17 protein-coding genes are annotated in these 21,353 nt (G+C 68.1%); 7 read left to right on the top strand and 10 right to left on the bottom strand.

Annotated features, from left to right (window positions below; genetic code table 11):
* Window positions 1-66: 66 nt before the first annotated feature.
* Window positions 67-1,110, bottom strand: a complete 1,044-nt coding sequence (glpX, locus tag AB0L82_RS24095; protein WP_364640208.1) for a class II fructose-bisphosphatase — start codon at window positions 1,108-1,110, stop codon at window positions 67-69.
* A 196-nt stretch (window positions 1,111-1,306) separates the two neighbouring features.
* Here glpX and AB0L82_RS24090 point away from each other — a divergent pair, with 196 nt between their 5' ends.
* Complete coding sequence (locus tag AB0L82_RS24090) at window positions 1,307-1,855, top strand: DUF4245 domain-containing protein (RefSeq protein WP_364640206.1); 549 nt, start codon at window positions 1,307-1,309, stop codon at window positions 1,853-1,855.
* Between the two features lie 5 nt (window positions 1,856-1,860).
* Here the strand turns inward: AB0L82_RS24090 and AB0L82_RS24085 are convergent, their stop codons facing one another.
* The 3 genes from AB0L82_RS24085 to AB0L82_RS24075 all read right to left on the bottom strand — a co-directional run bounded on the left by AB0L82_RS24085 (window position 1,861) and on the right by AB0L82_RS24075 (window position 4,291).
* On the bottom strand, window positions 1,861-2,085 hold the full coding sequence (locus AB0L82_RS24085; protein ID WP_364640203.1) for an exodeoxyribonuclease VII small subunit: 225 nt from the start codon (window positions 2,083-2,085) through the stop codon (window positions 1,861-1,863).
* Window positions 2,082-3,308 (bottom strand): exodeoxyribonuclease VII large subunit, encoded by a 1,227-nt coding sequence (gene xseA / locus AB0L82_RS24080; RefSeq protein WP_364640521.1) that lies wholly within the window; start codon window positions 3,306-3,308, stop codon window positions 2,082-2,084. The genes AB0L82_RS24085 and xseA overlap by 4 nt, the downstream gene beginning before the upstream one ends.
* 248 nt (window positions 3,309-3,556) lie before the next feature.
* Window positions 3,557-4,291, bottom strand: coding sequence for a lipid droplet-associated protein (locus AB0L82_RS24075; RefSeq protein WP_364640200.1), 735 nt, complete (start codon window positions 4,289-4,291; stop codon window positions 3,557-3,559).
* A 173-nt stretch (window positions 4,292-4,464) separates the two neighbouring features.
* On the opposite strand from AB0L82_RS24075, the gene AB0L82_RS24070 reads away from it, so the two are divergent.
* Entirely contained in the window at window positions 4,465-5,466 is a 1,002-nt protein-coding gene (locus AB0L82_RS24070) for a 4-hydroxy-3-methylbut-2-enyl diphosphate reductase (protein ID WP_364640197.1), read from the top strand.
* A 141-nt stretch (window positions 5,467-5,607) separates the two neighbouring features.
* Here AB0L82_RS24070 and AB0L82_RS24065 read toward each other — a convergent pair whose 3' ends face one another.
* Together AB0L82_RS24065 and AB0L82_RS24060 are read right to left on the bottom strand one after the other, a co-directional pair.
* Window positions 5,608-6,576 (bottom strand): DUF6542 domain-containing protein, encoded by a 969-nt coding sequence (locus AB0L82_RS24065; RefSeq protein ID WP_364640194.1) that lies wholly within the window; start codon window positions 6,574-6,576, stop codon window positions 5,608-5,610.
* A gap of 77 nt (window positions 6,577-6,653) precedes the next feature.
* Entirely contained in the window at window positions 6,654-7,802 is a 1,149-nt protein-coding gene (locus AB0L82_RS24060) for a DNA recombination protein RmuC (protein ID WP_364640191.1), read from the bottom strand.
* A gap of 234 nt (window positions 7,803-8,036) precedes the next feature.
* On the opposite strand from AB0L82_RS24060, the gene AB0L82_RS24055 reads away from it, so the two are divergent.
* Together AB0L82_RS24055 and AB0L82_RS24050 are read left to right on the top strand one after the other, a co-directional pair.
* Window positions 8,037-9,335: an exonuclease SbcCD subunit D gene (locus tag AB0L82_RS24055; RefSeq protein WP_364640188.1), complete on the top strand. Its 1,299-nt coding sequence runs from the start codon at window positions 8,037-8,039 to the stop codon at window positions 9,333-9,335.
* Window positions 9,336-9,426: 91 nt separating this feature from the next.
* A complete protein-coding gene (locus AB0L82_RS24050) occupies window positions 9,427-12,822 on the top strand; it encodes an SMC family ATPase (RefSeq protein ID WP_364640185.1) in 3,396 nt (1,131 codons plus the stop codon).
* Window positions 12,823-13,145: 323 nt separating this feature from the next.
* Here the strand turns inward: AB0L82_RS24050 and AB0L82_RS24045 are convergent, their stop codons facing one another.
* The 4 genes from AB0L82_RS24045 to AB0L82_RS24030 all read right to left on the bottom strand — a co-directional run bounded on the left by AB0L82_RS24045 (window position 13,146) and on the right by AB0L82_RS24030 (window position 17,846).
* A complete protein-coding gene (locus tag AB0L82_RS24045; protein WP_364640182.1) occupies window positions 13,146-13,664 on the bottom strand; it encodes a methylated-DNA--[protein]-cysteine S-methyltransferase in 519 nt (172 codons plus the stop codon).
* Window positions 13,661-15,187 (bottom strand): Ada metal-binding domain-containing protein, encoded by a 1,527-nt coding sequence (locus AB0L82_RS24040; RefSeq protein ID WP_364640179.1) that lies wholly within the window; start codon window positions 15,185-15,187, stop codon window positions 13,661-13,663. Before AB0L82_RS24040 ends, AB0L82_RS24045 begins: the two co-directional genes overlap by 4 nt.
* Window positions 15,188-15,265: 78 nt before the next feature.
* The gene (locus AB0L82_RS24035) at window positions 15,266-15,436 is read right to left on the bottom strand and encodes a YbdD/YjiX family protein (protein ID WP_364640518.1); all 171 of its coding nucleotides are present in this window, start codon (window positions 15,434-15,436) and stop codon (window positions 15,266-15,268) included.
* Window positions 15,437-15,521: 85 nt separating this feature from the next.
* The gene (locus AB0L82_RS24030) at window positions 15,522-17,846 is read right to left on the bottom strand and encodes a carbon starvation CstA family protein (RefSeq protein WP_364640176.1); all 2,325 of its coding nucleotides are present in this window, start codon (window positions 17,844-17,846) and stop codon (window positions 15,522-15,524) included.
* A 448-nt stretch (window positions 17,847-18,294) separates the two neighbouring features.
* Between AB0L82_RS24030 and AB0L82_RS24025 the strand changes: the two genes are divergently transcribed.
* The 3 genes from AB0L82_RS24025 to AB0L82_RS24015 are packed head-to-tail and all read left to right on the top strand — an operon-like array spanning window position 18,295 to window position 21,352.
* Window positions 18,295-19,629: a sugar ABC transporter substrate-binding protein gene (locus tag AB0L82_RS24025; protein WP_364640173.1), complete on the top strand. Its 1,335-nt coding sequence runs from the start codon at window positions 18,295-18,297 to the stop codon at window positions 19,627-19,629.
* Entirely contained in the window at window positions 19,626-20,519 is an 894-nt protein-coding gene (locus tag AB0L82_RS24020; RefSeq protein ID WP_364640170.1) for a sugar ABC transporter permease, read from the top strand. The genes AB0L82_RS24025 and AB0L82_RS24020 overlap by 4 nt, the downstream gene beginning before the upstream one ends.
* Window positions 20,516-21,352 carry a carbohydrate ABC transporter permease gene (locus AB0L82_RS24015; RefSeq protein ID WP_364640167.1) on the top strand — a complete coding sequence of 279 codons (837 nt, stop codon included), beginning with the start codon at window positions 20,516-20,518 and terminating at the stop codon, window positions 21,350-21,352. Before AB0L82_RS24020 ends, AB0L82_RS24015 begins: the two co-directional genes overlap by 4 nt.
* Window position 21,353 lies beyond the last annotated feature (1 nt).

Raw genomic sequence — 21,353 nt, 5'->3', positions numbered from 1 at the left:
CGCACGGCGGCCGTCATGATCCGGCTCCGGTCACCGAAGGCGTTGCCCCGGTGCCGGATTCGATGTTCAGAACATCGGGGGAGTGGCATCCTCGTCGCCGACGAAATCGACCGAGGCGTATTCGCGCAGCTTGGTCAGGCGGTGGTAGGCGTCCACCATGCGCACGGTGCCGGACTTGGCGCGCATGACGATGGACTGGGTGTACGCGCCGCCGCCGTAGTAGCGCACGCCGCGCAGCAGATCACCGTCGGTGACACCGGTGGCGCTGAAGAAGATGTCCTCACCGGAGACCAGGTCCTCGGTGGTGAGCACACGATCGAGATCGTGGCCCGCGTCGATGGCCTTCTGCCGCTCGGCGTCATCGGTCGGGGCCAGCTTGGCCTGCAGCGCACCGCCCATACAGCGCATGGCCGCGGCGGCGATAATGCCCTCGGGGGTGCCGCCGATGCCGATCAGCAGGTCGACGCCGGATTCGGGGCGGGCACAGGCGATCGCGCCCGCGACGTCACCGTCGGAGATGAGGCGGATGCGCGCACCGGCCTCACGAACTTCGCTCATATGCTTGGCGTGCCGGGGGCGATCCAGGATGCAGACCGTGAGGTCCGAGACCGAGGAGTTCTTGGCCTTGGCCACGCGGCGCAGGTTCTCCGCGATGGGGGCCGATAGGTCGATGACATCGGCGGCGTCCGGGCCGACGGCGATCTTCTCCATGTAGAACACGGCCGACGGATCGAACATCGCGCCGCGCTCGGCGACCGCGAGCACGGAGATGGCGCCGGGCGAGCCCTTGGACATCAGCGTGGTGCCGTCGATCGGATCGACCGCGAAGTCGAGTTCCGCGCCCTCACCGTTGCCGACGAGTTCGCCGTTGTAGAGCATGGGCGCTTCGTCCTTCTCGCCCTCGCCGATGACCACGATGCCGCGCATCGAAACGGTCGACACCAGCTGGCGCATGGCGTCGACGGCCGCGCCGTCGCCGCCCTCCTTGTCACCGCGTCCGACCCAGCGTCCCGCGGCCATTGCGCCGGCCTCGGTGACCCGGACCAACTCCAATGCGAGATTGCGGTCCGGGGCCTCGCGGCGGCTGGGTGCGGGCGTGGGTGCCGTCATTACGGTGCCTCCTTGGTTGTCAACTGCTGGGTAAATTGTCGCATTGCGCTTTCGCGGCCCAACCAAGTACTGACGTTTCACTTCCGCACCGGTCCTGGACCTTTACGGATGCGCCGCTTGACGGCGCGCGGGTGCGAGGACTCCCGCAGCGGCCCTGTGAGGTGGGTCGCATTCCCCTCCCGTGGATACTGGGGGCGTGCCGAACACCAAGCCGCGGATCCTGAACGACTGGAAAGACCTGTTCTGGTCCCTCTTTCCCCTGGTCCTGATCTGCCTGGCCATCGCCGGCATCGCCAGCCAGTGCAGCTTCACCGCGGGCGGCCCGAAGGCGGGGAACATCCCGAACTTCGACGCGCACAGCGCATTCACCGATGACGCGAAGCAGCTCCCGTTCGGCATTCGCGAACCCGTGCTGCCCGCGGACTGGAAAGCCAACTCCGGCAATCGGGAACCCGGCGTCTCCAGCACGGTCGGCTACATCACCCCGCAGGGCAGCTATATGCAGGTGACGCAATCCAATGCCACCGAGGAAGCCTTGGCGCGCAAGGTCGCGGGCACCCGCTACGCCACCGGCGTACAGCAGATCGGCGATCGCAAATGGGTCGTCTACGCCGAACCCGGCACCGAACCCGCCTGGATCGCCGACTACGGCGACACCCGCGTATTGATCAAGGGCGCGGGCAACAACGGAGCCTTCACCACCTTGGCCACCGCGGTCACCAGCGCCCAGCCGCTGCCGAAGTAGGCGGCTCAGCTCTCCTGGGACCGGTGCGCCAGGGCGTCTTCCACGCGCTTGCGCGCTCCGGCGAGGTGTTCCTCGCAGCGATTGGCGAGGGCCTCGCCGCGCTCCCACAGCGTGAGCGAATCATCCAGATCCAGGCCGCCCTGTTCGAGCATCTTCACCACGTTGACGAGTTCGTCACGGGCGCGTTCATAGCCGAAACCGGCGATTTCGGTGAGGTCGGTGTCCGTCATTTTTCGGTGGATTCCTTTCGCGGGCCGAGGGATTGGGAGCCGAGGGCGGCGGCGGTCAGCGCGCCGTCCGCCACTCGGATGCGGAGCTGACTGCCCGCGGGCGCGTCCTCGATGGATCGCACCACTTCGCGTTCCTTGCCGAGCACCTTCTGCACCACCGCGTACCCGCGCGCGAGCGTGGCGGCGGGGCCGAGCGCCGAGAGCTTCTCCCGCAGGTGCCGGGTCGCGGTGGATTCGGTGCTCAGGCTCTGGTTGATGGCGCGGCGGGTGGCGGTGCGGAAGCGCTCCACCTCATCGTGCCGCTGATCGAGTAGTCGCAGCGGTTCGGCGAGTACCGGGCGCGAGCGAAGCTGTTGCAGCGCACGGGATTCGCGATCCACCCAGCCGCGCAGCGCGGCGGCGGCGCGGGCCTGGAGTTCACGCAGCAGCGCGGCCTCGGCGGCGGCGTCGGGGACGATGCGCTTGGCGGCATCGGTGGGGGTCGCCGCGCGCAGATCCGCGACATAGTCGCTGAGCGGGTTGTCCGGCTCGTGGCCGATCGCGCTGACGATCGGCGTGGCCGCGGAAACTATTGCGCGGCACAGTGTTTCATCCGAGAACGGCAGCAGATCCTCGACACTGCCGCCGCCGCGCGCCAATACGATCACATCGATCTCCGGATCGGCGTCCAGCGCGGCGAGCGCCTCCAGCATCTGGGGGACGGCGGTCGCGCCCTGTACGGCGGTATTGCGAATATCGAAGCGCACGGCGGGCCAGCGCTGCGTCGCCACCGTCACCACATCGTGTTCGGCGGCGCTGGCGCGACCGGTGATGAGCCCGATCTTATTGGGCAGGAACGGAATCGGCCGCTTCAGCCGGGGATCGAAGAGTCCCTCGGCCGCCAGCAGCGCCTTGAGCCGTTCGATGCGGGCGAGCAGTTCACCGATGCCGACGGGGCGAATCTCGGTGACGCGCAGGGACACCGTGCCGCGCGCGGTAAAGAACGACAGCTTGCCGTAGACCACCACCCGGCTGCCCTCCTGCAGCGGCACCGGGGATTTGCGCAGCAGATCCGGATCGCAGGTGACCGAGAGCGACATATCGGCGGCGGTATCGCGCAGCACCAGGAACGCCGTGCGGGTGCCGGGACGCAGATTGATCTGGGTGATCTGGCCCTCGACCCAGACCGCGCCCAGCCGGTCGATCCACTGCGCCACCTTGACGGCGATGGTGCGCACCGGCATCGGATTGTCGGCGGTACTGGACGGCTTCGGCGGAGGGGCCGGTGCTGCCGGTTGCGCCGCCTGGGCAGGTTGGTCGGGGGTCACCGCACCGATTCTGGCAGTAGGCACCGACGTACGGTGCTCACACCCGCCGAAAGTCCGCTCGTGCGATGGAATCCGTGCGGCGATGCGACTCTTGCGCCGGAAATGACAGAGCGCCGACCGTCCGGGCGTACCCGGCCCGGGCAGTCGGCGCTAAGGGAACCGTGTCACTTGGCCTGAACGGTCGCGATCCGATTCGTCAGCATGGTGACGAACGGGGCGCGGTCGCGGGTGTGCTGTTCGTAATCGAGCAGCGCGGCCAGATCCTCGACGGTGAGCATGCGCAGCCGGGCACGCAGCTGAGCCAGGGTCATATTGGTGTAGTCGTAGCGGGTGGCCACCTCGGGCTCGGTCACCGCGGCACTGCCGTTGTGACCATTGGTGGGCGCCTTGGAAGCCGTTGCGGGAGCGGCGGTTTCGACGGTCTCCGGCTCGGCGGCGACCGGCTCGGCCACCACCGCGACGGTCTCGGCGATTTCCGGTTCGGGCTGGGCCGCAACCGGTTCCGGCGCGATCTCGGCCGGTTCGACGATGGCGAGAATCGGTTCGGAGGCGGCCGCGACCGGCTCCTCCTCGGCCGAATTCACCGGCTCGAACAGATCGAAACTGCTCTTGCGTGCCGATTCCGGCGCGGCGCTGGGGGTTTGCTCGAATGCCTCATCCTCATCGAACGTGGCCCACGCCGGCTGTTCTTCCGGCTGGTTGACCAAACGGTCGAATACGGCGTCACCCTTGAGAGCGAGGCTGGTCACGAACTGCTGCAGATGCATGGTCGTCTGCAGCAGCTGACTGATCGCGGTGATCGGGAAATTGATTGCACTGGTCGGTAGCCGGCGAGTTTCCTCTAAGGCATAGACAGCAGCCCCGGCGGCGACCCGGGCTAGGAACGGAGGTCGGAACATGGTCCTAGCCTGCCCGAAACGCCGTGTGATGCAAAGGTGAGATGAGACGGAATGTGATTGTGAGCCGATTCTGCTTCGCTTCATCACATCGGTGGTGCGGCGACGGGGAGGCGAATGTGTTGCCGGTAATAGCCGGGGAGCGGCGGCCATAGGCGCCCAGTAGGCTGGGACGCATGTCCTCGGCTATCCCTTTGAATGTCGGAATCGTACGGTCCGCCGGTGTGGATGCCGACGCGCCGAAACGAGTGCTGCTCGCCGAACCTCGGGGTTACTGCGCCGGTGTCGACCGCGCGGTGGTCACGGTGGAGAAGGCGCTCGAAAAGCATGGTGCGCCTATCTATGTGCGCAAGGAGATCGTGCACAACCGGCATGTGGTGGAGACGCTGCGGGACCGGGGTGTGATCTTCGTCGACGAGACCGATGAGGTGCCCGAGGGCGCGCTCGTGGTGTTCTCGGCGCACGGGGTGTCCCCGGCGGTGCACGAATCCGCCGCCGAGCGGAATCTGCACACCATCGACGCCACCTGCCCGTTGGTCACCAAGGTGCACCAGGAGGCCAAGCGGTTCGCGCGGGACGACTTCGACATTCTGCTCATCGGGCACGAAGGGCATGAAGAGGTCGAGGGCACCGCGGGTGAAGCGCCCGATCACGTGCAGCTGGTGGACGGCCCGGACGCGGTCGACAAGATCACCGTGCGCGATGAGAACAAGGTGATCTGGCTCTCGCAGACCACGCTCTCGGTCGACGAGACCATGGAGACCGTGCACCGGCTGCGGGCCAAGTTCCCGAATCTGCAGGATCCGCCGAGCGATGACATCTGCTACGCCACCTCGAATCGTCAGACCGCGGTGAAGGCCATGGCCCCGGCCTGCGATCTGGTGATCGTGGTCGGTTCGCGCAACTCCTCCAATTCGGTGCGGCTGGTCGAGGTCGCGCTGACCGCGGGCGCGCGCGCCGCATACCTGGTGGACTACGCCCGCGAGATCGATCCGTCCTGGTTCGAGGGCGTGCGCACGGTCGGCCTCACCTCGGGCGCGTCGGTGCCGGAGATTCTGGTCGAGGGTGTGCTGGACATGCTCGCCACCTACGGCTACGGCGAAGTGCAGCCGGTCACCACCGCCAATGAGACCCTGGTCTTCTCGCTGCCGCGCGAATTGCGTACCGCGCGCAGCTGATTCGCCGCGAAAAGAAATCCCCGTACCCAGCGAACGAGTCGCGGGATACGGGGATTTCTGCGTTGAAAGCTGGGATGCGATCCCCCGAATACCGCCCTCCCCAACCCCGCCCGTAGCGAAGCGGAGGGCAGAAAACAGAGCTCAACGTTCGACGCGGCCCGAATCGCGTTCGCGGTAGCGCACATTGGGGCGCGGGTGCGGCGGCATCTCCGGGGTCTGGGCGCGGCGACGGCGGCCTTCGGTTCCGGCCGGGTTGGCACGGTCGGCGGGGTTCGCGCGTTCGGCCGGATTGGCGCGGCGCTCGCCCGGGGGCTTGCGGTCGCCGGTGGGTTTGCGGTCCGGGTTCGGCTTGCGATCGGCGGGCGGGGTGCGCTTGCGATCGTTGCCGGACTGGCGCGCGGCCGACTGCCGACCGGCGGCCTGGCCGGAGGCGGGCTGGCGGTCCGCGCCGACTCGCGGCGGGCGGGACGCCACCCGTCCGGCGGGGCGGCGCGTGGCCGCGGTCGACTCGGCGGCGTCGCCGTCCTGCTCGTCCGCGCCGGACCGGAAGCGTCGTCTGGCGGGTTCCTTGGTGTCGGCCGCTCCGGCGCGCTGGGCGCGGGCGGCTCCGGTCGGGCGAGCGGTGCGGGCGCGCGGCTTGAATGACGCGCCACCCGAATCGCCCTGCTGCTCGCGACGGTGCATGGCGACCCGGATCGCGCCGATGATCAGCACCAGCACGGTGGCCAGCGCCATGGTGGGGAACCGATTCACCAGCGGGATGGCCAGATTCAGCAGGATTTCCTTGACCTTGAATCCGCCCGCCGAGTTGCCGAGCATCTGCTGATACGCCAGCGGGACGGCCAGGAAGAGCAGTAGCGGCGGCACCACCATCGTGGTGAAGAGTCCGCGGTATCGCACGATGAGCGCGGCCAGTACACAGCCGATCACATACAGCGAGGCGAAGGTGCCCGTCAGCTCATCGCCACCCATGGTGTCGATCAGGAATCCGATGAAGGTGCAGGTCACGGCAGTGAGCACCGCGGCGCCGGCGGGGACGCCGGGGACCGTCGGCAGGATCGAACGGTGCGACGGGGGCACCTCTGCTCGCTCGCGCTGGGTAACTGCCACGTCAAGCACACTAAAGCATGTGACGGTTCCGCGAGGTAGGCGACATCATGCGGAGATACTCGAGCGCGTCAAGCGTATTAGTCCTTTTCGGCGAAACCCACCGCCCTCGGCCAGGTTTCCACCCGCTGAATTTCCTCCACCGGGGTGTCTGAAATCTCCAGATCATGAAGTTTGCGAGCGGTCACCATCACGCGTGTCTCCATGGACGCCACGGTGAAATTGAACGAATCCACCGCCTTGCCCAATTGCGCCCCGAGCCGATCCAGATGACGACCCGTGGTGCCGAGCCGGGCATACAGTTCCCGGCCCAACTGCTGGATCACCGCCATGTCCTGAGACATGGCCTCCTGCCGCCAGCCCAGGGCCACCGTGCGCAGCAGTGCCATGAGCGTGGTGGGCGTGGACAGCACGACATTGCGGCCGAAGGCGTATTCGAGCAGACCGGGATCAGCGCCCAGCGCGGCATCGAGGAACGGATCGCCCGGTACGAAGAGGATCACGAATTCGGGGGAGGGGTCGAAGGCCGCCCAGTACTCCTTGGCCGCCAGCTGATCGACGTGATTGCGCAGATGTTTGGCATGCCGGGCCAGATGGTTGTCGCGCTCGCGCGGATCCTCGGTGGCGGCCGCCTCGAGATAGGCGGTGCACGGGACCTTGGCGTCCACCACGATGTGCCGGCCGCCCGCGAGCCGCACCACCATGTCCGGCCGCACCACGCCCTCGGTGCTGCCCGTGCTGCCCGCGCGCCGGGTGACCTGGGTGTCGAAATCGCAATGCCGGGTCATGCCCGCGAGTTCGACCACCCGCTCCAGCTGGATCTCACCCCACCGCCCGCGCACCTGCGGCGCGCGCAGCGCCGCCACCAATTGCGAGGTCTGCGTGGACAGTTGATGCGAGGTGCGCTGCATTCCCGCGACCTGTTCGCGCAGACCGGAATACGCGTTGATGCGATTGTGCTCGACTTCTTGGATATGCCGGTTGAGCGTCCCCACCGCTTCCCGCAGCGGTTCCATCATCGCCCCTACCGCATGCGAATGCCGCCGCGCCGCATCCTCACTCGCGGCCCCCAGTGACTGATGCAACAACCGCTCGTTATCGCGCATGGCCCCCAGCCGCGCCTCCGCCACGGCCGCCCGCTGCCCCGCCCGCGCGGAATGCCCGAGCCAGCCGACGGCGAGCCCCGCGATGAACACCAACAACAACGCGAACAGCATCGATGCGGTCATGGCACGCGAGTTTGCCCCATCCCACCGACAAAGTCGCGAAGGCCGGCAACCTCCGAGCGGCACCGCATCCGGAATTCGCGGCTACAAGCCGCGACAACGGATTTCGCGAGTCCGGAGAACTCGCCGGATATGTCCGAAGCGCATATCGCCCGGCGCGCGATAACACCGGCGAGTTCCGAGCGGCTCGCGAGGGTATCGGTGATTCTGTCGGGGCGATCGCCTACCGTCGGCGGCATGCGAATCCTGCACACCTCCGACTGGCATATCGGCCGCACCTTTCACGGTGTCGATCTGCTGGGCGATCAGGAGTGCGCGCTGCGCGCCATTGCCGAGTTGGTGACGGCGGAGCGGGTGGATGTGGTGGTGTTGCCGGGGGATGTGTACGACCGGTCCATTCCGAGCGCGGACGCCATCGCGGTGTGCAATCGGGGGTTCGAGGCGATTCGCGCGGCGGGCGCGGTCATTGTGGCTACGTCGGGCAATCACGATTCACCGACGCGGCTGGGCGCGCTCGGGACTTTCGCGGCGGCGGGCGGATTGCATCTGCGTTGCGGCATAGCCGAAGTGGCGCGGCCGGTAATGGTGTCCGATTTGCACGGAGAGGTGGCTTTCTACGGAATCCCATACCTGGAGCCGGAAATCACGCGCGCGGAACTGGGCGTGCCGCAGGCGCGTTCGCACGCCGAGATTCTGGATGCCGCCATGGGATTGATCCGGGGCGATCTCGCCGCGCGCACCGGAGTCCGCTCGGTGGTGCTCGCGCACGCCTTCGTGGTGGGCGGTGAGGCGACCGGTTCCGAGCGCTCCATTTCGGTGGGCGGGGTGGAGACGGTGCCGCTCGGGGCGTTCGAGGGCATCGACTATGTGGCGCTCGGCCATCTGCACTCCCCGCAGATCCTGTCCGAGTCGGTGCGGTATTCCGGTTCCCCGCTGCCGTATTCGTTCGGTGAGCGGTCGCATCGCAAGGCGGTGTGGGTCATCGACCTCGACGCCGACGGCCTGTCGGCGGTGACGCGGCACGAACTTCCGGTGGTGCGCGGGCTCAGCCAGCTCAGCGGCACGCTGGAGGAATTGCTGGAAGCGCCGGAACACGCGGCCGCCGAATCGGATTACGTCTCCGCGACCCTCACCGACCAAGCCCGCCCGGTCGACGCGCTGCGCCGCCTGCGCGAGCGTTTTCCGCATGCCGTGCACGTGGAATGGGTGCGTCCGGAAGGCAATCCGGAATTGCACTACCGCGAACGGGTGCACGGCCGCCGCGATACCGAGATCGCCCAGAGCTTCCTCACCGATGTGCGCGGTACTCCCACCTCGGGTGAGATGACCTGGCTCGAACGCGCCCTCGCCGCCGCCGTGCGGGAGCAGGACGGGCCGACCCGTGCGCCCGCGCGGCAATCGGTTGCCGAGGATAAGCCGATCGCCGACGATGGTGGGACCCGGCTATCCGGGGAAGGCGAATTGGACGGCGATCCCGAACTTTTCGGGCTGACTCCGCCCGAATCCGACGGTGGCGCAGGCGAGTTGACCGCATGAGCGGTAATTTCCGAGCCGCGACGGCGTGTCCCGGGGACGGTCGCGTGCGACGGGTTGTTGGATGGTGCGTGGAGGCGGAAGGGGACGGCGCGTGCGGCTGCATCGTTTGGAGCTGACGGCATTCGGTCCGTTCGCGGAGACCGCCGTCGTGGATTTCGATGAGCTCGGCGCCGACGGCCTGTTCCTGCTGCACGGCCAGACCGGCGCGGGTAAGACCACCGTCCTGGACGCGGTCGCCTTCGCGCTCTACGGCAGCGTGCCCGGCGCGCGCGGTGAGAAGCGCCTGCACTCCGATCACGCCGATGAACAGACCCCGCCGCGCGTGCAATTGGAGGCCACCCTCGGCGGCCGCCGCCTGCGCCTGACCCGTTCGCCGGAATTCCAGCGCCCCAGTTCGCGCGCGAAGAGCGGCTGGGTCAAGGAGAACGCGTCGGCCACCCTGGAATGGCTCGACGGCCGCGGCCAGCATCTGTCCCGCATCCCGGATATCGGTGAGGAGATCCTGCGTCTGCTCGGCATGAGCGCCGACCAGTTCTTCCAGGTGGTGCTGCTGCCCCAGGGCGATTTCGCCCGCTTCCTGCGCGCCGATAACGAGGACCGCGAGAAACTCCTCGAAAAGCTCTTCGACACAGAACGTTTCGGCACCGCCGAACAGTGGCTGAACGATAAGCGCCGCGCGGGCAGCGCCGACCTGGACGCCCGCAAGGCCACCATCGACCGCCTCATCGGCCAGGTCGTGACCGCCGCCGGTCTGCCCGCCACTGAAACCGCGGGCCTGCTCGAATCCAATGAATGGTCCCGCGCCCTGCTCGAATCCGCGCGCACCGACCTCACCGCCACCACCGCCGAACGCGAACAGCGCCAGCACATCTCGAACCGCGCCCGTGCCGCCGCCGAAGACCAGCGCCGCCTGCACGCCCTGCGTGCCCGGCACGCCGAGGCAACCACCCAGCTCGCCACCCATGCCGCGTCCGCACCCCACCGCGACGCCCTGCAAGCCGAACTCGACCGCGCCCGCCGCGCGGAACCGGCACACGCCGCCGTCGCGGAAGCCCGCGCCGCGGCGGTGACCCTGAACCGCCGCGACAAGGAAGCCGTCCGCGCCGCCGAGCACCTCGCCACCCGCCTGCTGGAACCCCCATCCGCCGAACTCGACGGAACACATTGGGCCGCAACCGACCTCGCGACAGCCGAACTCTCCGGCAGCGACTTCGCACTGGATCTCGAGTCGATCGGGCCGCTCGGGGTCCCCGTGTCCGATCGCGACGGTGACTCATGGCATACGCCCGATCATCGTGGTGGTGCGGATGCGGAGCCGGACCCCCTCGATGTCCTTCCTGCCGCCGGGGTGGGCAGTGGCCACGGCGAGAACGACCGGCAGCCGAACGAATCGGCGGATGGGCAGGCTGTCCACGGCCGCCCGCAGGCCGAAGCGCCGGGGGCCGCCGACGCCGTCGACCGTCATGCGAATGGCCCGCACGCGCCGGATTCCGCGCGCGATGAGAGCTCGTCGGCGCGGGCTGTGGGCCGGGGGCTCGAGGCTGCCGCGCAGCGGTGGAGTGCGCAGATGGGCGCGCTGGACGAGGTGCGCTCGGACGCGGATTCGGCCAAACGGCTGATGGGGGAGCTGTCGCGATTGCGGCGGGAGCAGCAGGAGCTTGCCGGGCAGCTGTCGAAGGTGTCCGAGCGGCGCGCGAAATTGCCGGAAGCCATTGCGGGGGTGGAGGTTCGGTTGCGCGATGCCGCCGATGCGGCGGCGGGTCTGCCGGTGCTGGAGGCGGAGCGGGAACGCTTGCGCACCGCCGCGCAGGCCGCGTTGGAACTGGAGCGGCGGCGCGGGGAACTGGTTAGTGCGGCAGCGGTTTTCGAGTCGGCGCGCACGAAGCATCTGGACGCGCGGGAGCATACGCTCGCCCTGCGCGAGCATCGGCTGGCCGGGATGGCGGCGGAATTGGCCGGGGCACTGGTCGATTCGGAACCGTGCGCGGTGTGCGGGTCGGCGGAGCATCCGGCCCCGGCGCAGCCCGCCGCGCAGGCGGTTTCCAAGGAGGCCGAGGAGGCCGCGCTACAGGCCGAGCGGGCAGCTGAAGCCGCCCGTGATCGCGCCGGACAGCAGGTCGCCGAATTGGAGCGCGCGATCGAAGTGCTGGTCGAACGGGGCGGTGACGCCGATAAGGCGGAACTGGCCACCGGATTGGCGGCCGCCGAGACGCGGTGGAACGAAGCCCGCGGCCGCGCCGAGCTGGCGAACGGTCTCACCGTGGAACTGCAACGCCTGCGGACCGAGGAATCCGGACTGCAGGAAGAGTTGCGCGACTGCGAAAGTCGCGGCAGCGCGGCGATGGAACGCATTATCGCCACCGATCGCAGGCTCGCCGAACTCACCGAGCGCCTGACCACGGCCGCCGGCGCGGACGGCACCGTGGAGCGCCGCCGCGCCCGCTTGGACGCGCTCGTGGCCGGTGCCACCACGCTGCGGGAGGCGCGCGCCGCCGCGGCCCTGGCCCGTGAACAGGTGGCCGCCCTCGCGCTGCGCGTCGAAAAGCTGTCCTACGAAGCGGGTTTGGTCGATACCGCGCCGCCGGTCATGGGCGAGACCGGTCCGGACTACGCCGTCCTGGGCGAGTACGCCCGCGCGGTCGAGGCGGCGTCGCGGACCGCGCAACGGCAGGCCGATATCGAAGCCGAGCTCATCGCCGCCGACCGTGCCCGCGCGCACGCCGAGGCGGTGCTCGCCGAGCCCGAGATCCGCGCCGCCGCCGATATCGTCCCCGGCGATCTCGAAGTCCTGGAATCCGCTGTCACGGAAGCGCAATCGGCCCTGGAACGCGCCATCTCCGCGCATACGGTGGCTGCCCGCCGGGTGGAGCAGCTCGAAGAACTGTGTTCCCAACTCTGGGCCGCGGTCGATCGTATCGCCCCGCTCCAGCGCGCCCACGAAGAACTCGCCCGCCTGGCCGAAGTCGTATCGGGCCGTGGCGAGAACAACCGCCGAATGTCGTTGCGCTCCTACGTCCTCGCCGCCCGCCTGGAAGAAGTGGCGGTGGCGGGTTCGGTCCGTCTGCGCCGCATGTCCGGCGGCCGTTACGAATTCGTCCACACCGATGTGGCGGGCCCGCGTGGCCGTCGTGGCGGTCTCGGCCTGGATATCCGCGACGACTACACCGGCGCGATCCGCCCCGCCAAAACCCTCTCCGGCGGCGAAACCTTCATGGCCTCACTGGCTCTCGCCCTGGGCTTGGCCGATGTGGTGGCCGCCGAATCCGGCGGCCTGGTCCTGGACACCCTCTTCATCGACGAGGGCTTCGGCAGCCTCGACGCCGACACCCTGGACGCGGTTATGGGCGTCCTGGACGAACTCCGCTCCGGCGGCCGCGTCGTCGGTGTCGTCAGCCACGTCGACGAAATGCGCCAGCGCATCCCCAGCCGACTGCACGTAATCCGCGGCCGCACCGGCTCCCATCTGGAAACCTCCCTCAGCGCGTAGCCGCCCGCCGATCAAATAATCCCGGGTCGGCGACCGGTGGAGCGTGAAACCTCTTGCCGGTCAACCGATCCGGGTCGGTGACCAGTGGAGAGGGAGGCAACCTGCCGGTCAGCCGACCCGCGGGTAGCGCGTCAGCGGCGATTCGATCGCGGAACCGCCTGCCGGTCGACTGATCCGGTGTAGCCCTCGCGGCGATACGACCGTGTAATCGCCCGGTGGGCAATCGATCAGGGGGTAACGGTGGCGGCGAATCGATGGAGATCCCGCCGCCGTCACCCCTGATCGCCGGTCCGGTTCGCGCCTGCGCTGGTGTCGTTCGCTATTCAGTGGGATTCGTGGTCGAGGAGCCACTGCTTGATCTCCAGCCCCCAGCGGAAGCCGCCGAGGGTCCCGTCGGTGCGGAATACGCGGTGGCAGGGGATGAATAGGGCGGCGGCGTTGCGGGCGCAGGCGTTGGCCGCGGCGCGGGTGGCGGCGGGGCGGCCGGAGGCGGCGGCGAAGTCGGTGTAGGTGATCGGCTCGCCCGCGGGGACTTTGCGCAGTACCTCCCAGGCGTGTACGAGGAAGGGACCGGAGACCTGGCGGACCGCGATCGAGTCGATGACGGTCAGGTCGCCCGCGTGGTACCGCTCGATGGCGGTGGTGACCCGGCCGAGCTCGGTGCGCTCGCGCAGGGCTCCGGGGCGGAGGGTGGTGTGGATGAGCCCGCGCAGGTTCTCCGCATCGGCCGTCCAGCCGGAGGCCAGTACCGCGCCCTCCGCGTCGACGAGCGCGGTGAACGGTCCCGCCGCGGTGGTGACGGTGGCGAAATCCGCTGTGCCGGAGTTGATTCGGGTGTTCACGGGGCTGTACTCGCTTTCCGGGCGCCGGATGCGCCGTCGGTGGTGGATGCGGGGGTGGTCAGCGCGTGCTTCCAGAGGTGCATGGTCAGGTAGGAGCGCCAGGGGGATAGGCGCGCGGTGTCGGCGAGATCGATATCGAGCAGTGCCGCGCCGCGCCGCACGATCAGATCGGAGGCGAGCAGTACGTCCGGGTCGGCGAGTAGTCGCATGGTGACGTAGTCGGCGGTCCAGGGGCCGACGCCGTCCAGGGCCAGCAGATCGCGTCGCAGGTCGGAAGCGGTGCGCCCGGCGTGCAGTACCAGTTCGCCGTCCGCGATCGCGCGCGCCGCCGCCACGATCGCCTCGATTCGCCGCGTCGGCCCGGTGAGCACCTCGGCCCCGTGCTCGGCGATGGTCGCGGGGGTGGGGAACAGGTACGGAATCGGGCCCGGAATGGATTCGCCGAGCGTCTGCACCAGCCGCGCGGTATGCGTATTCGCCGCCGCCACCGAGATCTGCTGCCCGATCATGGTGCGCAGCAACAGTTCCGGACCGTCCAGGCAGCCGGGAACGCGAATGCCGGGTGACAGCACGCGCTCCGGCCGATCGCCGGGCGCGATCGAAAGCGGCAGCGCGCCGGTCATTCCCGTCGCCAGCGCCTCGTCGATGCCGATTGGGTCGGCGTCCAAATCGAGGAAGTGGCGCAGCCGGGCGACGGTGGGCGCGAGGTCCCGCATATCCTGTAGCGCCAGTGCGGCGCGGACGTGTCCGGGCTGGACGGACATGCGAACCGTGGTGTGCCCGTGCGGAGTTCGCAGGCTGCGGCTGTAGTGCCCGTCCTCCCACAGTTCCAGCCCGGGCACGGCGTGTGCGGACAGGAACCATTCCAGCCAGTGCTTGTCCAGCGGTTCCCGATACGGAAGCCGCAGTGTCAGCATGCCATTGGTGGCGGGCAGGGTATCGCCGTTGCGGCGGCGGGACTCTTCGCGCAGGGTGGTCGGGCTGACCGCGAACACCTCGCGCACGGTGTCGTTGAACTGCCGGATGCTCGCGAAACCCGCCGCGAACGCGATATCCGACATGGACAGCCGGGTGGTCTGGATGAGCAGCCGGGCGGTGTGCGCGCGGTGCGCACGCGCCAGTGCCAGCGGTCCGGCTCCGAGCTCACTGGTGAGCACCCGGGTCAACTGCCGCTGCGAATAGCCGAGGGTATCGGCCAGCGCGGGCACGCCACCGCGTTCGATCACCCCGTCGGCGATCAATCGCATGGCGCGAGCGGCCAGGTCGGCCCGGGTATTCCACAGCGGCGACCCGGGGGCCGCGTCCGGCAGGCAGCGGCGGCAGGCCCGGAAGCCCGACTGCTGCGCGGCCGCCGCCGTCGGCAGGAAGCTGACATTGGCGGGTTTCGGGGTGATCGCGGGACATGAAGGGCGGCAATAGATTCCGGTGGTGCGCACCGCGGTCACGAACTGCCCGTCGAAGCGGGCGTCGCGGGTGGCCACGGCGCGGTAGCACCGTTCGAAGTCCAGATCATTCGCACTCACAACAACCACGATCGCAGCCGCCGCCACCGAGCGCTAGCGGAAATCAGACGCGAGCGTCAGCGGGAATGAGACATGCCCTCAGCAGCAGCGGTTGGCGGGGTTGCGCGCCGCGGCGTCGTGGCGGTCGCGCCAGTAATCGCGTTCGCTGGGGACCTCGGCGTCGGGGTGCCGGAGCCGCAGGTGCTGGACGTAGCGCTGGTAGTCGTTGCCACCCAGGATCGAGTTGAACCACCAGATCACGCCGCGCAGGGCACGTAAAACCGTGCGCCCCGCCGACCGCAGGAGTCCTGCGGTCGACGGGGCGGCGGAGTCGTTCATCGGAACCAATTGTGACTCAGTGCGCGTGCGCGGTGGGTTTGATCTTGCCGGTGGCGGCCAGGTCGTCCCATTCCCGCTGGACTTCCTTTTCCGCCTTGGTGGCCAGGAAGGAGCTCGGCCCGAAGATCTTCGACGGCGTCTCCTCCGATTCGGTGGTCTCCATCTCGCCCTTGCGAATGGCGCGCAGGCACACCCACACACCGACGGCCGCCACGATCAGCACCAACACCGCGAACACGATCGACAGCGTGCCCTGGATGAAGGTATTGCGAATCGTCTTGTCCAGGTTGTCGATCTGCGTCTGCAGGGCCGCGGCGTCCGCCACGCCCTTGGGCAGCTGCCCCGAATCCCGCGCGGCGAGATAGGCGTCGCGCTTGGTCACGGTGTTGTTGTGCAGCGTCCAGTAGCCGATCTTGGGATCACCGGAGAAGATCTTCTGGAACGAGGCGGTCATGGTGACGATGAGATCCCAGACCAGTGGCACCGCCGGAATCCAGGCCCATTTCACCAGGCCCTTCTTCACCACGATGGCCAGCACCACGGTCAGCGCGACCGCGGCGAGCAGCTGATTCGAGATGCCGAACAGCGGGTAGAGGGTGTTGATGCCGCCCAGCGGATCGGTCACACCCATGAGCAGCACCGAACCCCACGCCGCGACGACCAGCGCCGAGCACAGCCACGCGCCGGGCAGCCAGGACGGATCCTTGAACTTCTTGGCCGCGCCACCCAGATTGCCGAGTGAATCCGAGAGCATGAATCGCGCCACGCGGGTGCCCGCGTCGATGGTGGTGAGGATGAACAGCGCCTCGAACATGATTGCGAAGTGGTACCAGAACGCCTTGAGCCCGGAGCCGCCGAAGAGCTTGTGCAGCACCTCGGACATGCCGATGGCCAGCGTCGGCGCGCCACCGGTGCGCGAGACGATCTTGCTCTCGCCGATATCGGCGGCGGCCTGATTCAGCTGTGCCGGGGTGATCGGATCACCGTGCAGCCCAAGGCTGTTCACATAGGTCGCGGCCTTGTCCGCACTGCCGCCGGTCACCGCCGGGCTGGCATTGATGGCGAAGTACAGGTGCTGATCGATGATGCTCGCGGTGATGATCGCCATGACCGCCACGAACGATTCCATCAGCATGCCGCCGTAGCCGATCATGCGCGCCTGTGACTGCTTGGCCAGCAGCTTGGGCGTGGTGCCCGAGGACACCAGGGCGTGGAATCCGGACAGCGCACCACACGCGATGGTGATGAACAGGAACGGGAACAGGTTGCCCGCGAACGACGGACCGTTGCTGTTGCTCGCGAACTGCGAGATGGCGGGGGCCTGCAACACCGGCATGGTGACCAGCACGCCCACGGCCAGCAGGCCGATGGTGCCGATCTTCATGAACGTGGACAGGTAATCGCGCGGGGCGAGCAGCAGCCACACCGGCAGCACCGAGGCGATGAAACCGTAGATGATCAGCATCCACGCGATGCTGGTGCCCGAGAGCGTGAAGAAGTCACGGCCCCAACCGGATCCGGCCACCCAGTTGCCGGAGATGATGGCCAGCAGCAGCAGTGCGAAACCGACGAGGGAGATCTCGCCGACCTTGCCCGGTCGCACGAAGCGCAGGTACACGCCCATGAACAGCGCGATCGGAATGGTCATGGCGATGGAGAACACGCCCCACGGGCTGCCGCCCTCGAGCACGCCGGTCTTCGGATTCGGGGTCGCCGCAAGGGCATTCACCACCACGATGCCGAGCACCGCGAGCAGGATCATCATGATGACCAGGACGGCCACGATGGCGGCGACGCCGCCGACCACGCCGAGTTCATCGCGCGCCATCTGCCCGAGGCTGCGGCCGCGCCGCTTCACCGAGGCCCACAGCACCAGATAGTCCTGCACCGCACCGGCGAACACGACGCCGACGATGATCCAGATGGTGCCGGGCAGGTAGCCCATCTGCGCGGCCAGCACCGGGCCGACCAGCGGTCCGGCACCGGCGATGGCGGCGAAGTGATGGCCGAACAGGACGCGACGGTCCATCGGCATGTAGTCGCGGCCGTTCTCCAGCTCCTCGGCCGGGGTGGCGACGTCATCGCGCGGTTTGGTGATCTTCCATTCGATCAGCCGCGAATAGAACTGGTACGCCAGCACATACGTGCAGACGGCCGCCACCACGATCCAGACCGCGTTGACGTCCTCCCCGCGCATGAACGCGAGGATGGTCCAGGCGATGGCGCCGAGAACGGCGATGGCCAGGAAGATGCCCTTCTTGGCGGGTGTAAGAGGCGTCCGGTCCACGACACCGACCGGAGGCAGGTCGGGGTCCGTCCGGAGGTATTCGATGGTCGCCATGCGACAACTCTCCCGTGCGGTACAGCGAAGCTAACTGATTTCGAGCACAACGTAGCGGAACCGACATGCCTGGAATGCGGCTTTCGCCAGCCGTTCAACAGGTGTCGTACCGATGGGTATGGGTGACCCGGCGGCCGCTCGGTGCCGGGGGACGGGGTGGCGCAATCCGGCGTTGGCTCCCGCGAGTCCGCGTGTTCTCCGCGTGTCGCAGGTTGCTCTCCGTATGCTGCCATGCTGATCTGAGACCTGGGCCACAGGGTCCGCAACCGGAGGAGACCCTCGTGACCCGGAGGTCGTTCTACTCATGCCCGTACTTTCGGCCTTGGATGTGCGCTTACGACCGATTTGCGACGAACGGTGGATCCACTGCGCCGAACGGTAGGAAATTCGCGGCGAACGGCGGGCCGGATGTGGCGCACACGACAATCCCCGCCGGGGTGCGGGTCTGATGCCCGGCGGCAGTTCGGTTCGCGGTGGGGCGCTCTCGCGCCGGGTGCTGCTCGGCGGCGCGGCGGCCGCGGCCCTGGCGGCCGCGACCGGTGGATGCGGTGGCGGCGATGACGATGCGGTGACCTTCTTCTTCCAGGCGCGGCCGGAGGAGGCGCGATCCCGGCTGGCGATCATCGAGGAATTCCAGCGGCGGCGGCCCGATATCAAGATTCGCACCATCATGTCCGGGCCGGATCCGCTGCAGCAGATGCTCACCTACTGCGCGGGCGGGAAATGCCCGGATGTGCTGATGTCGTGGGAACTGCTCTACGCGGGCTTGGCCGATCGCGGGGTGCTGGTCGATCTGCGGGAGTTCCTCGACCGCGATCCGGCGTACGCCGCCGAGCTGGCAGCGGATGGGTATGCGCCGCTTCGCGATACGTTCGTCTGGAAGGGCGGGCAGTACGCACTGCCGGAGCAGTGGTCGGGGGTGTTCCTCTATTACAACCGGAAGCTGTTCGAACAGGCCGGGATTCGGCCGCCCGGCCGCTGGTCCAATGCCTGGTCTTTCGCTGAATTCCTCTCCGCCGCACAGACTCTCACCCATCGTGATGCGGACGGGCGCGTCGAGCAGTGGGGTTTCGTCGACGCGTGGGTGCCGTACTTCTCGGCGGCCTGCTTCGGTATGAACAATGGCGCGGAGTGGTTCTCGCCACCGGTGCGGCCCGAACGCACCAATATCGGGGATCCGCGTTTCGCCGAAGGGCTCCAGTTCTATGCGGATCTGGCCGTGAAACACCGAGTCGCGCCGAGTGTCGGTGACCGGCAATCGGTTTCGGCGCAGGACCTGTTCCGCAGCGGACGCGCCGCCATGCTCATGGGCGGGCACTGGCTGTACTCGGAATTCACCGGGCGCGATGACCTTGATTTCGATGTGACCGTGCTGCCGGTCGGCCCGCACGGTGGACCCGGCGCGATCACCGATGTCGGCAGCACCGGTCTGGCCATCGCCGCCGCCAGCCCACGCCGCGAACAGGCGTGGGAATTCGTGAAATTCGCGACCGGACCGGAGGGGCAGGCGCTCATCGCCGCCTCCGGCCTCTTCGTCCCGGTGCTCAAATCCGCCATGCGCGCACCGGGTTTCGCGGCCGCCCATCGCGGTATCCGCAATCTCGAGGTCTTCACCGACGGCCCGGCGAACTCTCGTCAGATGGCGGTCACACCGCTGTGGGGCAAGGTCGAATCGCTGCTCGAACGCGGCTGCAATCGGGTGCTGCGCGGCGCGGCCACCGCCGATTCACTGGGCGGGCGGACCGCGGCCGATATCGACGCGGTCCTGCGGGCGGCGATATGACCGGGTCGAAATTGGCGCGGCGGCGGGCGCGGGCCGGAGCGTGGTTCATCGCACCCAATCTGGCCGCCATCGCGGTGTTTCTGCTCTTCCCGCTGGGATTTTCGCTGTACCTGAGTTTCCACTCCTGGGATCTGTTCAGCCCGCCGCGATTCGTGGGTGTGGATAACTATCGCAGGTTGTTCGCCGATGATCCGCTGTTCTTCATCGCGCTGCGCAATACCGCCGTGTTCACGCTGCTGACCCTGATACCCACCGTGCTGGTGAGCCTGGCCGTGGCGGGACTGCTGAATCGAAAACTGCGGGGGATAGGCATCTTTCGCACCATCGCGTTCCTGCCGCTGGTGGCCTCGACAGTGGCCATGGCCGTCGTCTTCCGTTTCGTCTTCGCCAGCGATGACGGCCTCGCCAACCTGTTCCTGGGCTGGTTCGGCATCTCGCCGGTGCCGTGGCTGACCGATCCGGATTGGGCGCTGGTCTCGCTCAGCCTGGTGACGGTGTGGAAGAGCGTGCCGTTCGCCACCGTCATCCTGCTGGCCGCCATGCAGGGCGTGCCCGAAAACCTCTATGAGGCAGCGGAAATCGACGGAGCGGGAGCGCTGCGGCGGTTCGTGTCGATCACCATTCCGCTGATTCGCGGCGCACTGTCCTTCGTCTTCGTCATCACCGTCATCAACTCGGTGCAGGCGTTCGATCAGGCGTACGCGCTCACCGGTGGCAATGGCGGTCCCGAAACCGGCACCTACGTCTTGGGGATCATGCTGTTCCAGAACGCCTTCCGCTTCTACGAGGTCGGCTACGCCTCCGCGCTGGCCTGGGTGATCTTCGCGATCCTGCTGGCGCTCACGCTGATTCAACTGCGCCTGTCCCGGCGCGCGGAGGCGGAACTGTGAGGGGAACGCCCGCTCACCGAATCCTGCGGCTACTGCTCATCTACACGGCTCTGATCGCCGTCGCCTGGTGCGCCCTCGCCCCCATTCTGTGGGCGGTCTCGGCGTCACTGAAGTCCGAGGGCGAACTCATCGACCCCTCGGCCCTCCCCGCGCATCCCCAATGGTCCAACTACACGGACGTTTTCGACGCCATCCCGCTCGGCCGCATGCTGCTCAACACCACCGTCTACGCCGCCTGCGTCACCGCCGGTCAGGTCTTCTTCTGCTCGCTCGCCGGATACGCCTTCGCCCGCTTGCGTTTTCCCGGCCGTGAGGCGCTCTTCCTCGCCTACCTCGCCACCCTCATGGTCCCGCTCACGGTGACCGTGATCCCGCAGTTCCTGCTCATGCGCGCCTTCGGCTGGATGGACACCCCCTGGGCCATGATCGTCCCCGGGCTGTTCGGCAGCGCCTTCGGCACATATCTGATGCGCCAGTTCTTCGCGACTCTGCCAACCGAATTGGAGGAGGCGGCGACCCTCGACGGCTGCACCCCGTGGCAGATCTACTGGCGTGTCCTGCTTCCGCACGCCCGTCCGGCGGTCATGGTGCTGGCGGTCCTGACCTGGATCACCGTCTGGAACGATTTCCTCTGGCCGCTGATCATGATTCAGCGCGATGAATACGCCACCGTCACCCTCGGCCTGATCCGGCTCCAGGGCCAATACACCACCAACTGGCCCCTTCTCATGGCCGCGGCCACGCTGATCCTGCTCCCGCTGCTGCTCATCTACGCGGTGGCCCAGCGCGCCTTCATTCGCGGTATAGCCATGTCCGGTCTCGGCGGTCGCTGAC

The sequence above is a fragment of the Nocardia sp. NPDC052001 genome (genome assembly GCF_040680615.1).
GTDB lineage: Bacteria > Actinomycetota > Actinomycetes > Mycobacteriales > Mycobacteriaceae > Nocardia.
The sequence above is the reverse complement of the archived record's forward strand: the minus strand, read 5'-3'. Positions and strand labels throughout refer to the sequence as shown.